Origin of the sequence: Rummeliibacillus sp. TYF005, assembly GCF_003844195.1 — a bacterium.
GTDB lineage: Bacteria > Bacillota > Bacilli > Bacillales_A > Planococcaceae > Rummeliibacillus.
Genome location: NZ_ML122570.1, coordinates 20240 through 33038 on the forward strand (window position 1 = coordinate 20240; position 12799 = coordinate 33038).

Below are 12799 nucleotides of genomic sequence, written 5' to 3' on the forward strand. Positions count from 1 at the left end.
GCTAGCCATTATAAGTTTTACAATTTTCCTGTCCCCTTATTCTTTTCCCTATTAATTTGCAATAATGTAAAATAATATTCTCATCTGTTGCATTTGTTCCTACTATTCTAGTGTTTATTAAACCGTAAAAAGACCACAGATGATTCTTTTTCATATAGAATAAGGTTAAACACAAAGTAAATAGGATCAAACGAACTCAGAAATAATCTCAAAGAATATTACGGCATCGAAAATTGCGACAACTATCAAGAATTATCATATTTACACACAAACTCAATCTAGTTGCAGGTGCATTATAGGTAAATAAAGGGGAAAGATACGAATGGCAGAATTTATAGATTGGAAAAATAATGCTCGCGGGCATAAATTTATAGCTTCTTTTAGCGGAGGAAAGGATAGTGTCTTAGCTCTATATAAAGCAGAAAAAGTGGGAGAAGCGATTGGACTGATCGTGATGCTGGAAGAAGAAGGAGAACGTTCCAGATCACATGGAATGTCCATGGAATTTATACGTGCACAGGCTGAATCTATAGGTTTGCCCGTATATACAGCAGCTGCAAGCTGGAACGATTACGAAAAAGTATTTATACGCCAGTTAGAAAAAGCTAAAGGTCAAGGTGCAGAAGTATTAGTAACTGGCGACTTGGATATGCCTGTTCATGGCTGTTGGCATGATAAGGTCACAAAGAATGCAGGATTAAAGCTCGGAATGCCTTTATGGGAAATGAACCACCTTGAAGCTGTCGAAGAGTTCGTAAATCTAGGTTTTGTAACGATCATTGTGACAGTTAATTTATCACTTGGTATGCGAGAGGACGATTTAGGCCAAACGTTAACCCATGAATACATTAAGGAACTTCAAGCTCGTGGTATTGATCCCTGCGGTGAAGGCGGAGAGTTTCATACTACAGTAATAGATGGGCCCATTTTTAAGCATCCTATTCCAGTACGTAAACGTGAGATTATTACAGACAGAGAATATGCTTTTTTACCTTTAGAACTAGATTAATGTAAGTTGTATTTTATTAAATGGCTGTACTCTCAAAACCATGGATTCATGACTTTTGTGTTCAGCCATTTTACCTTCATCTATTGTTTCTTCATATCTATTTATTATTTAATTTTTCACTTGATAAATTCAAAATCTAGAATAACCTCTTCTGATTTGAAGCACACAGCTTTGTGCTGCATCATTGAAGAGTGTCAGTTCGAAAAAAGTTACAAACTATTTCATAATATAGACAGCGTATTTTTGGGGCTCGATAAAACCTAATTTACTACCTAAATTTATTGAAGCAACATTATCAACATCGCAATCCCAACGAGGTTGAATGTTTTCAGTGAGGCAGTACTTATCCTTATTCATAGAAAGAGCCATGTAAAGGAATCATTGAAAGGATGATAGCATTAAATACATTTTATTAAGATGATGTTTAGTTGTTCTACTAACCTGCCCTATTTGTTCAATAATCCAAAATATTCTATTCATTAATTTTAAAGTTCGTTTTTTTGCTAAATGTTTTTCATTAAATGAAAATGGAAATACATTCTCCCTTTGATAGTCTTGAACTAGGTTTAATGACTTGTTCATTTAATTGAATTGCTCCTTTTTCAATCTTTTCTAGGATCTGTGATCGACTCCAATCCTCAATTTGGTTTGCAAGCACTTTATCAATTCGATGTTTTCCTATTACATCGTCTAGTACAATGTGTATCACCTTTATTCCTTGTTCTGCAAAGCTGGCTATTTGAATGGCTGATATAATTGAAGATTCTTCTTTTTGCTCCTCAATTTCAGGAACATGCTCTGAGAACGTTTTATAAATAGCTAACTTTTTGTTCCACGTATGATTTTTTTCGCATTTATAAATCGCATATTTGTATATGCTTTTTCCGTTTGCGTTATGTCTTCGCACATTGGAGTCCGTAAAAACTGATAATTTGCCACACATTTTGCAGTGCTTCTTTACAGCTCGTTCTGTTATTTGAGAAAGTTTCCAATGGAATGTTATATTTAACATTAATTCTTCACCTCTTAATAAGATAAAGGTATGCAATCATCTATTTGGATATCTTGCTGCACAGTATAAAATTAAAAAAATTAAAAAGGAGATCCCACACAAGGACCTCCTTTCTTATCTCACTATGCTGCTTCGTTACTTTTTAGTACATTTCTTCGCAAGCTGTCTAAATAAAAAAGCCGGCTGATTTTTTAATAAAACCAATCGGCTTTTAACTTTATTTATTTGATTATTTCCCCATCTACTGCTTTACGTTCTTGACCTGCATGTAATTTTTTCATTGCAAATCTTGCTATCGGCTGAGCAATTAGTAACTCAATCCAGAAAGCAATTCCAAAGTTTCTAGGCCAAATATGAAGGAAATTTTGGAAAGGTTCTATACTTATTTGTTTCATACCGACCCACGTTCCTATAATGGATAGCCAAAGAGATAGCACTGTTACATTTAATACAATTGTTAATAATACCCTCGCATTAAAGCCATCGGTCTGTCCCACGAACTTTGGCACTAGTTTGCCAACAATTGGCCCTGCTATCATTCTTACTAATAGCACAACAATAATCCACATGATTGGGATAATCTTCAATGTATCAAAATAAACTTCCTTGCTGAAGCCACGTTCCAATCCAATAATAATAGGGGCAATCGTGTTCACTGATATGATTGATACTATCAACAAAAATATGATTCCTTCTTTTCCGTTTCGAGGTAATCTGGTTTCCTTATACATGCTCGTCATCTCCATTTAAAATATTTCAGATGGTAGACGTATCATGCGACATATATTTTTGATCAATAAGTAAGACCAATATCTCCACACACACTGATTATATAAATCTATCACATGTTTTAGATGAGTTTCAAGAGGTTTTAGTACCATCTTCTTTTCTATTAGTCTAGAAATATTTTTATCAAAGTATTTACTATTTATAAAGAACTCAGATAAGTAATACTAAATGGAAATATCCCCTATTTTAGAAAAAGGACCTTTTTTGCGAAGAAAGACGCTTTCTTTATTTCTCAATCAAAAAACAAATTTATTTCTTCTCTTTACTAACGCTCCACATTAGTTTAAGTATATTTCTTCCTAAACTATTAGCTGGTTAGTTCAATAATTATTAATCTGGAACAGTAAAGGCTTGCCGATTACTCTCTCGGTCAAGCCTTTTTATCATTAATTGTTTAAAGAAGAAGCACCTTTATTAAAATATCCTTGCCGTTTTACACCTGATACAGCTTTCAATGCCAATAACCCTAATAAAAAGAAGACAAATGAACCTATTAACCCCACTGGACGGATCGAAGTTAGTTCAGCAGCTAAACCGATTAAAACCGTTACAGCCACGATAAAACCTGCTTCAATGACACTAAAGAGACTTTCGAATCTTCCCATCATCCTTACAGGAACATGATTTTGGTAGAAAGTCAGATACCCTGTATTCGCAAACGTTACAGCAAACCCTATTAAAAATACACCAGGCGCTGCTGCACTATAAAAGCCGCTCGAACTATAAAATACTAGATAACCTATTGAAGTGAAAATGGTCCCAATACCTATTAAAAGATGAACAGCTAGTTGTTTTGAAAATATAGAATTAATCATTGATCCGATAATTATGCTAGCTCCGAAAACACTTAGTAAAAAACCATAATTAGTATCTGATATTGAAAGTACACCTTTCGCAAATGCTGCCTCGAGAGAATCGATTGCAGACATGAATATAGTAGTACCACTGAATAATAAATAGATCTTTGTGACATAGATATTGTCCTTACTGAAATTAACAACAACCCGAAAATCATTTTTAATCAATTCCCATGTAAATCTTTCCCCCTCTTTCTCTTTAACACTCTCATCAACATTAGGCAGCAGCCTTATAATCAGTGCCGAAGAAAACAAAGCCACTGCATTCACATAGATGGCAGTATAAGGGGTACCCATCCAAAATAACATCCCAGCAATAGCCGGACCTAGTAGTGAACCACAAGAGTTGATAAAACTACGTAATGCATTAAAACGTTGCCGATTTTCTTCAGGTATTAGTTTCGTCATATAAACCATAGATGTAGGTTGAAAAATCGCACTCCCTATATTAATGACAAACGCTAGTATATAAACATAAATAAGCGAAGGCAAAAATGGAATAATCGCAATACATATTGCTCGAAAAACGTCTAATCCCATCATCAGTCGCCGTGTATTTAGCCGATCGATGAAACTACCTGCCCAAGTATTCGTACATACAGTTGCAATTGGACCTAGTATATATAACAAAGCAATTGCAAGTGAAGAAGCTGTTTCATTCAATATGATTAAATTGAGTGCGATATGGTAAACCCATGCACCCACATTTGAAATGCCTATTCCCCCTAATAGTATTAAAGGATACTTCCATCTGGACATAATCACCACTCCTATTTATTTTTTAAAACAAAATAAAAAAACTCACCCCCAAGATATTTATCTTGGGGGCGAGTCATATCGCGGTGCCACCCCAGTTCATCTCTACATTACTGCAGAGGCCTTATCAAGTACGGCTTTGTGAATAAATCACCTGCGATACTCTATCTCTTTAACGTGAGAATACGTTGCATCATCATTGTTCCAACAAACAAATCCACTGCACAGCTCCAAGACTTGTTTCAACACATTTCCTATCCCTCTTTTTCAGCTACCAGAGGTCTCTGTATATAGTCCGTATGTTTACTCTTCTTTTCATCGCTTTTTATATAGATTTTTGTAAATTTTATCCTATCACAAACTAAAATTCAATACAAAAAAATAAGACCATCAATTATTTCTTCCCAAAAATGAAATAATTATTATTTATAATATTGGTGTTACAGAAATTATTTACTTCATGCATAACCACAACTACTTATTCTTATTCAACTAAGTTCCCCAATAGATTAAGTATATTTTTTCACAATCTTCGCTATACAATCTAATCTTTATTCAGGAATATGGCCATTTCGTGTAAAAAAGCGAATATCTATCCTCTGATCTGCACCCTTCTTTGAAATAAACTTAACGTTACCAAACTAATAATATACTATCTTTTTTACTTTTAATTGCGGATTCGTGATTAAATTAGCTTTAGCAATCCCTCTTTTAAATCTTACATTATTTAACCATTCAACAAGTGCATTTGCGTCATAACTAGGGCAAATTCTTTCACCATTTTCTATTGCCCAATATTTTATATTCTTTTCTTCATCAAAAATCCAATCTAGAAAGTCTTCCTGAATACAGTTTATCTTCCTACCTACTTTTGTTGAACAAGAAATGTATTGAATAAAATCGTCATCAAATTTAACTTTAATAATCATAAAAGTTTCAGCTCCTTAAAAATCGTTACCATTTATTTCAGAAAAACGGCCTTTTGTTGAATAACTGGATGCAGCTTGCGCTTAATGACGAAAGGTATATCGCAGCTCATGAACTTATAAGCAAATTTATGGCGAAAAGTCATCATTGAATTACATATAGGAACATTTTACAAATTAATATTGTCACTAATGCAAAAGCAACGAAGTAGGATAACATTTTCAACATTGAGATTGGAAAATAATCAGTAAAAAACCTATCCTTTTTGAGCTTCTTGCTAATAAGTAAACTTATAGTAGCAAAGACGAGATAAAGTACAGAAATAGCAAATAAATCTGTGTTGTAGTTAATTAAAAATTTTAAAAATGAAGTTGAATCATCAATCTTATTCTTTTTAATTATCATTTCAAAAATGTTTGATATGACAAAAAGCACAAATGATCCAAAGATTATTTTAATAATTTCAGTTACTGTTTTTCTTTTCTTATGTCTTTTTATGTGTTCAGTTAATTCCAAAAATAAAATCTCCTTAAAAATAGATATGTAGATAGTATAACGTAGGATTAGTTATTTGAAGAGTCATTAATTTTTATGACAACAACAACAACTAGTCAGTGCTCAAGATTTCTTGTTTTAGGATTCTTATACGTATCGATTTTATCTTGAATATCCAGTTTTGTTTGGAAGTGTTATTCCACAATAAGGCCCTAAAATGGAAATAAGTGCTCATCCTTATTCAAGAATAGGGACCTTTTGTTTAAAAAAGCGTAGATTCTTTACTTTGTAAACGCTCCCGATTGTTTAATCAGTTCGTTGGTTGTTTAATTAGTAATTTAAAACTTATCTTGGAATTCTTTTATTTAAAATGAGTTTGCAATTTCTTCTAAAGTAGACAAAGGATTATCAATCAGAATTTCCTGAATGCTTAGAATATAAATTAAATTATTTTTTTTAAATTTAAGAATCATAATACTTTTTTCATCTATTCCCGAAGTTGAGTAATAGGCTTGGGTTCCATCTTTTAGAATTATTTTAGTATCTGAAAACGGAAGTAGCTTATTATCATACTTCGCAGGGAATATATTTATTATATAATTAAAGTGCTTCTTTTCATTTAAATATTCTATTTCAAGATTCTCATTTTCTTTGCTAAACCTACCAAAAGAGTGGCTAAAATCTAATGGCGGTAGTTTTTTTGGTAATACTAAGTTTGTCTTATAATAGGCTTCAGTTTCTTGTATTGCATTTGAAACAGATTTGTACCCTAATTCATGGTAGTGTTTTTCTATACTCATTTTTTGTGTTGCTTTAACAGTTTGCCATCCACCACTGATATAATAAAAAAACCCGATGAATATAAATAAAAGTGTTACACTTTTCTTCATTCACATACCCCCAATTCGTATTTAGGGATATTTTTCCCAAGATAAGTCCAACCATACTAATTAAACTCGAACGTCATTAAGACCAATCTGTCCTGATTTTGAAGGAACAAATACCCCCTCAAATAAAAATCTATATACACAATAGAATAATCGAAAAGCCGTCCCAAACCAAATGTTTGAACGTACTCCAATTAGTTATACAATATCTCTTTTTAACTCTCTCTTCCAAACAGCCCACATTATCAACACAGTAAACAATGTAAACCCACCAAATAGACTTGGTACGAATAGTTGCGCGTAATTTAAATCAATTACATGCTGAACTACATACGTTGCTCCAACAGCAATCATCAAAAATTGCACACCAATTTGCACGCCGATTAACACGATTCGATTCGGTACAATACTTGAAATAGCCATTGTTAAAACCGTTAAAACCACAGAAAGTATAAAGATTACAATAACCGATAGTATAATATATTGCCAAAACGTTATGTCATACCAATGATAATTCCAGCCAAATGAGGTCAACGGTAAATCAAAATGTAAATGCGTATCATTCGTTCCATAAAGCGCCATATAAAATAGTAATAAGATAGCCGTAAGTAAAGTGCCGCTGAAAAGCCCCGCAAACCATTTCGTTCGGTACAATTTGCGTCCTTTTGCAGATGAATACTGTAACGGCTGAACATTCGCTATTTTATCTCGAATAAAAATCGGTGAGATTAGGATGGCTATACTGACAAAAATCGCAATCGCAATCGATGTCTTATATGTTTTAAAATTATTTGTTACAACATCTGAATAAAAAGCAAATCGCTTTTCATCTAAAAGCTGCTGCAGTCTCTTTTTCTGGCCTTCAGATACATCGTTCATATAAGTAATAATCGACTCTTCTCTAGACTGATATTCCGTGAAATACCACTCGTATGTTTGAAGGCGCCACGGAAAATCTTCATCACTATCAAAAAAAATTTTATCATGGTACGCTTTTTGCTCCTCATTCTCGTAATCATAGTTCTTAAATTTTTCATAACTATCCATGCCAACCGCAACTGCTTCTGGATCGTTTGCTAAATAAGCGTCCGCATCCGCCACCTCTGCATCATACATCCCCTGTAACTCTGATAGCTCTTCTTCATCCCACTCGGCACCGAACATAGGAATAATTTGTTGTTCAATGTCAAAATGATCGCCTGTAGGCCTTCCATTTGGAAAATAGTCTAAATCAAACTCTATTAACAACTTAAAAAGTAATACGTTTACTAATAAAATGAGCAGTAACAACTTCCAGGAAAATATTTTACGTACCTCGTAAAAAAATAACTTCATCTTACATGACATCCTTCCGATTGAAATAATGAATGGCCCAGCACACAGCGATGCTAGCAATGGATAACCATATAACCAACGTCCACACTTCATGGTACTGTGTCTCCATAAACATCCTGCCACCATCAAAATATTCATGTGGATTCATTAACAACATCGAAATATTGAAAGACGATAGCCACAAAATGACACTATTTGAAAAATACGCGGGCACAATAAACATTGCCATAAGTAATAGCACACCAATAATCCATGTATAATAGCTATTTTTCACAAATACGGCAATCGCATATGTTAGCAGCACGACAATAATTAAGACCACTAGTAAAATACCTAGCGCTAGCACGAAATACTGCCCAACAGACAAGTCCCACCATGTTATGTATGGTAATTGGTACTCCCAATTGAAGCCGCTGCTAATCGAAGCCTGCCAAACAGTTGAATAATCGTAGACGGTAAAATATGTAGCCAACGTCCCGCCAAACAAAACCGTTAACACAATGAAGCTTGCTAGCAAACTTGCTAACCCTTTATTTAATAAAAGTTTTCTCCCCTTTTTAGTAGGGTATATGACTAGCTGTGTGCGATGTTCGAACTCATAATTCGTAATGAACGCTGTCAATAGCACGACTAATAATACCCCTTCAACTGCTAGCGTTTTCATATGCGTACGAAATAGCTCTGAATGCATTCGATAATTACTTAAGAAAAACCATTTCTTATATTCGTTCTTAGCGACAATTTCATCATAACGACTTTCCCAGTCATTAAACTCTGCTACCATCTTTTTCTCTAACCAGCCTGGCATCGCGTATTGCTGTAAAAAGGCTTCTTTTTCTTTACTTAAATCAATCGCCTCATAACGTGCCTCTAAACCTTTTGCCACTTGAAGATAGGTGAATTTCAAGCTAATTTCATCTATTTGTTTTTGATCGGACACATTTGCCTGTTCATACTTCTCATATGTCATAGCCTCTAAAAACGCGGCTGTATCCGTACCACCTAATTGTTGGGCACTTTTTAAAAGATCTCCCTCCATTGTCGCGAGCACCTCATCATCAAAGGCCAGACCGTATGTTTCCACAATGTCATTTACAATTTTCAGCTCTTCCTTATGATGTGAGTTACTAATGATTAAGAATAAATTTAAGGCAAGCATTAAAAGTAGGAGAATCAAGATTACAGGTGACAACAAAGCTTTTTTCATTTCAAGCCATGTTATATACATTGCTCTCACCCTTTCTGCTCATCCTCGTACGCTACTAAAAACACATCCTCTAATTGCGGCGAGCTTTGATGCCAATGATTTAGTGGCACTTGTTCTGTATAAAAGCGGACAAGCATTTGCCCATTCTCCTGCTTTTCTGATAAAGTTAAATATTGCTTTCGGAAGCTTTGAAAGTTCTCGAACGGCATCGTTGTTTCAAAAACTTTACCATTTAATGTCTGGCATATCGTTGCAGGATCCGCTTTATACAAAAGTTTCTTATTTTTAATCATCACGATTTCGTTTGCAATTGATTCAACGTCAGACACGACATGCGTTGAAATAAGTATGATTTTATCGCGTGCAAGCTCCGAAAGCAGCTGACGAAAACGAGCACGTTCTTTTGGATCAAGCCCAGCGGTTGGCTCATCTAAAATTAAAATGTGGGGATCTGCTAAAAGCGCCTGTGCAATACCAACACGTTGAATCATTCCCCCTGAAAACTTTCGCATTTTTTTATTTTTCACATCTGACAATGCGACAACCTGAAGTACCTCATCAATCCGCTTTTCCACTAACCGATGATCCATCCCTTTTAACGCAGCTAAATAGCGTAAATACTGGGCTGGTGAATAATGCTTATAAAAACCGAACTGCTGCGGTAAATAACCTACCTGTTCACGGTACGCATCTCCCATCGCTGTAATCGGTTGCCCATTTAAATAGATTGCGCCTGATGTTGGGGAAATCAATGTCACAAGCATTTTAATCAACGTTGTCTTCCCAGCTCCATTTGGTGCAAGTAACCCATAAATCCCTTTTTCAAATTGCAAGTTCAAATCCGTCAATGCCAGAAAATCTTTATATTTTTTGCTAATATTTTCTACCTTTAACATAGCAATACGCCCTCCTGTTTTCGTAAATACATTCTTTTTAATGCCAACCAAAATAGAACTATTAAAATGACAACTAATCCCCCGTAAATAACTGTAGGTAATGTTAGAACTACCTGTACATAAGCTTCATCCGCTAACCAGACTAACCCGCTATTTACAACAACCCAGCCACTAACATACCCAATGACTTTTGGGAGTACCTGACCTGTATGCAACAAGACTAACAAACCTGTTGCGAATAGAAATAAACCTGTTAACGACAGTAGCCACAAACGCATAAAGGCTAATTCATTCATATAGGCAAGCCACAATGCAAGACTCGTATTACATAAAATCGCCATACTACTAAATGCTAGCATGCGTACACCAATCACCTGGAAAACTGTAAATTTAGTTGTCATTTCTAACTCAAATGTATGTGCTTCTCGTTTATCATAAAAACTAAATAGAGACAGACTCATAAATACAAACGGCGAAATCATAAAAAATATCGCAATCCTTGTTGCCGTAAAATCCCCTTCACTTCCGAATGTAAAACCAACCAACAAGAACAGAGCCACAATTGCGATGACAGTAAATATCCACTCATTTTGATTTGGAAACATATATCGCCAGCCCATTTGTTTGTATAATCCTTTTATTTCACTAAAAAAGGATTTCTGTTTAGGTAAACCTTTCTCAACAATTAATGTAATTTGATTTTTAATTTCCTCGTCTGTAGGATAAGGAATAAAATCATGCTCCTTCATTTATGAAGCACCTCCAATTCTCTTTTTAAATGTTTGATGGCTTTATAATATTTCGTTTTCACCGTAGACAATGGAATGTGCAGTTTTTCTGCTAGCTGTATAAACGTCAAATCATCTATCAATTTCCCATGTATGATTTGCTGTTCTTGTTCATCGAATGATTGTAATGCACTTTGAATTTCTACTAGTTGCTGATTATGAAGCACAAGCGAAACCACTTCATCTTCACCATCAAGCTCTATTTGCTCTACAACATCAGTCTGCTTTGATGTTTGGAAAGCTTTTGATCTAAAATAGTCCGTGCAATGATTTTGCGCAATTTGATACAGCCATGTTCGAAAAGAAGCTTTCTTTTCATCAAAACTATTAATCGATTGCAATGTACGAATAAAAATTTCCTGCGTCAAATCCATCGCTAGCTGCTGGTCAAACACCCGATTGTATGTATAAGCAAAAATTTCTTTATAATATTTCTGAATTAGCTTATTTGAACTTTCTTCATGCTCATCCTTTTGAATACGTCGGATCCACCGCTCTTCTACATTGAACACATACTCACATCCTTTTACAACCATATATTCGTAAAGTATCATAAAAAAGTTTTATAATTTTTCAAAAAATTATTTTCAAAAAATCATGTCATTAAATGTACCGATTGTAAAATATATAAAATGATATTATCTAACTTAAGTAAAACATATTAAAAATGCTACAGTAATCTGTATTTAAGAATCTATTTAAAGAGATATTTTCTTTGACTCTTGAATTGTAAATTAAGTGGCCACTTCTCAATGTTCTATAATGGTTATTAATATAAAAAATAGTAAAAAGGTTATATAATATTTTATACAAGCCCATTTAATACATTCATAAGGGAGATTTCTACCAATGAACGCCATTGTAAATTTCAATACAAGCACACAAAAATCGATTTTATCGGCTTTAGAATCCAATTTAGCAATGATAAAATTCAACTTAAATAAAGAAGTAATTTGGGTAAACGATAATTTCGCACGAACTTTGGGATACACTGTTAATGAAATGAAAAATATGTCCCATAGACAATTCTGTACTGAAGAATATGTAAATAGCAAAGAATATCTTGAATTATGGGAAAGTCTCTCCAAAGGCATCAAGTTTCAAGAAAAAATTGAAAGAGTTGGGAAAAGAGGGAATTTACTATGGTTTGAAGCTACTTATATGCCTATTTTAAATGAGACTGGTCAGGTAGAAGCTGTCCTTAAAATTGCTACGGATATTACAGAACGTGAAAACAAAACAACAGAAATCATTTCTCAATTAAAAAATATGCCAGTAGAATTAGTAGATTTGGTCGTTGCAAATTCTAAAGAAAAAATGGAAACGATTCATTCATTAAAAGAGCAAACCGATTTAATAAGTGAAGTATCTAAATTAATACGCAATATAGCTTCTCAAACGAATATGCTGGCATTAAATGCAGCCATTGAAGCCGCTCGTGCAGGGGAATATGGTAGAGGCTTTAAGGTTGTAGCGGATGAAGTTCGTAGATTAGCGGGAAATGTCTCAGATTCAATTAGTCAAGTAGATAGCAATATAGAAAACATCACACAAGAAGTAAAAAGGATAAATGCTATCACCGATAATTTACAAAAATCAATTCTTGAAACGCAAACCAAATTCAAGAAAACCATTGAGGACTTTGAAAACATTGAATAATAATTCTAAGTGAAAAGGAACCGACTTCCTCATGGGAATTAATCGGTTCCTTTTTACTCTAAATTAACTTTAGATGCTTACCCGCTGTCACTGTCTTTTGAATTAAATGATTATGTTATTGTCAAATACACAAAACATTTGGGTACATAACCCCTAAAGAATTCAAGCTACATTCCTCATAA

At 34.1% G+C, this 12799-nt stretch carries 14 protein-coding genes and 1 other annotated feature; of the genes, 2 read left to right on the forward strand and 12 right to left on the reverse strand.

Annotated features, from left to right (window positions below; all coding sequences use genetic code 11):
* Positions 1-322: 322 nt before the first annotated feature.
* Positions 323-1009 (forward strand): Dph6-related ATP pyrophosphatase, encoded by a 687-nt coding sequence (locus tag CW357_RS13450; protein ID WP_124218313.1) that lies wholly within the window; start codon positions 323-325, stop codon positions 1007-1009.
* A gap of 216 nt (positions 1010-1225) precedes the next feature.
* Here the strand turns inward: CW357_RS13450 and CW357_RS13455 are convergent, their stop codons facing one another.
* The 12 genes from CW357_RS13455 to CW357_RS13510 all read right to left on the reverse strand — a co-directional run bounded on the left by CW357_RS13455 (position 1226) and on the right by CW357_RS13510 (position 11470).
* Positions 1226-1378: a GNAT family N-acetyltransferase gene (locus tag CW357_RS13455; protein ID WP_124218314.1), complete on the reverse strand. Its 153-nt coding sequence runs from the start codon at positions 1376-1378 to the stop codon at positions 1226-1228.
* Positions 1379-1526: 148 nt separating this feature from the next.
* On the reverse strand, positions 1527-2021 hold the full coding sequence (locus CW357_RS13460; RefSeq protein WP_124218315.1) for a S4 domain-containing protein: 495 nt from the start codon (positions 2019-2021) through the stop codon (positions 1527-1529).
* Between the two features lie 221 nt (positions 2022-2242).
* On the reverse strand, positions 2243-2752 hold the full coding sequence (locus tag CW357_RS13465; RefSeq protein ID WP_124218316.1) for a DUF2798 domain-containing protein: 510 nt from the start codon (positions 2750-2752) through the stop codon (positions 2243-2245).
* A gap of 444 nt (positions 2753-3196) precedes the next feature.
* Positions 3197-4426 (reverse strand): MFS transporter, encoded by a 1230-nt coding sequence (locus CW357_RS13470; RefSeq protein ID WP_124218317.1) that lies wholly within the window; start codon positions 4424-4426, stop codon positions 3197-3199.
* 61 nt (positions 4427-4487) lie between these two features.
* Positions 4488-4751: a binding site (T-box leader), on the reverse strand.
* Between the two features lie 313 nt (positions 4752-5064).
* Positions 5065-5352, reverse strand: coding sequence for a hypothetical protein (locus tag CW357_RS13475; RefSeq protein WP_124218318.1), 288 nt, complete (start codon positions 5350-5352; stop codon positions 5065-5067).
* Between the two features lie 142 nt (positions 5353-5494).
* A complete protein-coding gene (locus CW357_RS13480; RefSeq protein ID WP_124218319.1) occupies positions 5495-5866 on the reverse strand; it encodes a hypothetical protein in 372 nt (123 codons plus the stop codon).
* 344 nt (positions 5867-6210) lie between these two features.
* Positions 6211-6735 carry a hypothetical protein gene (locus CW357_RS13485; RefSeq protein WP_124218320.1) on the reverse strand — a complete coding sequence of 175 codons (525 nt, stop codon included), beginning with the start codon at positions 6733-6735 and terminating at the stop codon, positions 6211-6213.
* 195 nt (positions 6736-6930) lie between these two features.
* Positions 6931-8067, reverse strand: a complete 1137-nt coding sequence (locus tag CW357_RS13490; protein ID WP_124218321.1) for a hypothetical protein — start codon at positions 8065-8067, stop codon at positions 6931-6933.
* 1 nt (position 8068) lies between these two features.
* Complete coding sequence (locus CW357_RS13495; RefSeq protein WP_124218322.1) at positions 8069-9295, reverse strand: hypothetical protein; 1227 nt, start codon at positions 9293-9295, stop codon at positions 8069-8071.
* A gap of 5 nt (positions 9296-9300) precedes the next feature.
* Positions 9301-10170, reverse strand: coding sequence for an ABC transporter ATP-binding protein (locus tag CW357_RS13500; RefSeq protein ID WP_124218323.1), 870 nt, complete (start codon positions 10168-10170; stop codon positions 9301-9303).
* Entirely contained in the window at positions 10164-10919 is a 756-nt protein-coding gene (locus CW357_RS13505; RefSeq protein WP_124218324.1) for a hypothetical protein, read from the reverse strand. The genes CW357_RS13500 and CW357_RS13505 overlap by 7 nt, the downstream gene beginning before the upstream one ends.
* Complete coding sequence (locus CW357_RS13510; RefSeq protein ID WP_164489604.1) at positions 10916-11470, reverse strand: RNA polymerase sigma factor; 555 nt, start codon at positions 11468-11470, stop codon at positions 10916-10918. The genes CW357_RS13505 and CW357_RS13510 overlap by 4 nt, the downstream gene beginning before the upstream one ends.
* Before the next feature lie 337 nt (positions 11471-11807).
* Here CW357_RS13510 and CW357_RS18790 point away from each other — a divergent pair, with 337 nt between their 5' ends.
* Complete coding sequence (locus CW357_RS18790; protein ID WP_305794142.1) at positions 11808-12617, forward strand: methyl-accepting chemotaxis protein; 810 nt, start codon at positions 11808-11810, stop codon at positions 12615-12617.
* Positions 12618-12799 lie beyond the last annotated feature (182 nt).

Excerpts from the sequence above, each read along its gene's own strand:
- CW357_RS13450 (WP_124218313.1), top strand. The coding sequence starts at position 323 with ATGGCAGAATTTATAGATTGGAAAAATAATGCTCGCGGGCATAAATTT.
- CW357_RS13455 (WP_124218314.1), bottom strand. The coding sequence starts at position 1,378 with ATGGCTCTTTCTATGAATAAGGATAAGTACTGCCTCACTGAAAACATT.
- CW357_RS13460 (WP_124218315.1), bottom strand. The coding sequence starts at position 2,021 with ATGTTAAATATAACATTCCATTGGAAACTTTCTCAAATAACAGAACGA.
- CW357_RS13465 (WP_124218316.1), bottom strand. The coding sequence starts at position 2,752 with ATGTATAAGGAAACCAGATTACCTCGAAACGGAAAAGAAGGAATCATA.
- CW357_RS13470 (WP_124218317.1), bottom strand. The coding sequence starts at position 4,426 with ATGTCCAGATGGAAGTATCCTTTAATACTATTAGGGGGAATAGGCATT.
- CW357_RS13475 (WP_124218318.1), bottom strand. The coding sequence starts at position 5,352 with ATGATTATTAAAGTTAAATTTGATGACGATTTTATTCAATACATTTCT.
- CW357_RS13485 (WP_124218320.1), bottom strand. The coding sequence starts at position 6,735 with ATGAAGAAAAGTGTAACACTTTTATTTATATTCATCGGGTTTTTTTAT.
- CW357_RS13490 (WP_124218321.1), bottom strand. The coding sequence starts at position 8,067 with ATGAAGTTATTTTTTTACGAGGTACGTAAAATATTTTCCTGGAAGTTG.
- CW357_RS13495 (WP_124218322.1), bottom strand. The coding sequence starts at position 9,295 with ATGTATATAACATGGCTTGAAATGAAAAAAGCTTTGTTGTCACCTGTA.
- CW357_RS13500 (WP_124218323.1), bottom strand. The coding sequence starts at position 10,170 with ATGTTAAAGGTAGAAAATATTAGCAAAAAATATAAAGATTTTCTGGCA.
- CW357_RS13505 (WP_124218324.1), bottom strand. The coding sequence starts at position 10,919 with ATGAAGGAGCATGATTTTATTCCTTATCCTACAGACGAGGAAATTAAA.
- CW357_RS18790 (WP_305794142.1), top strand. The coding sequence starts at position 11,808 with ATGAACGCCATTGTAAATTTCAATACAAGCACACAAAAATCGATTTTA.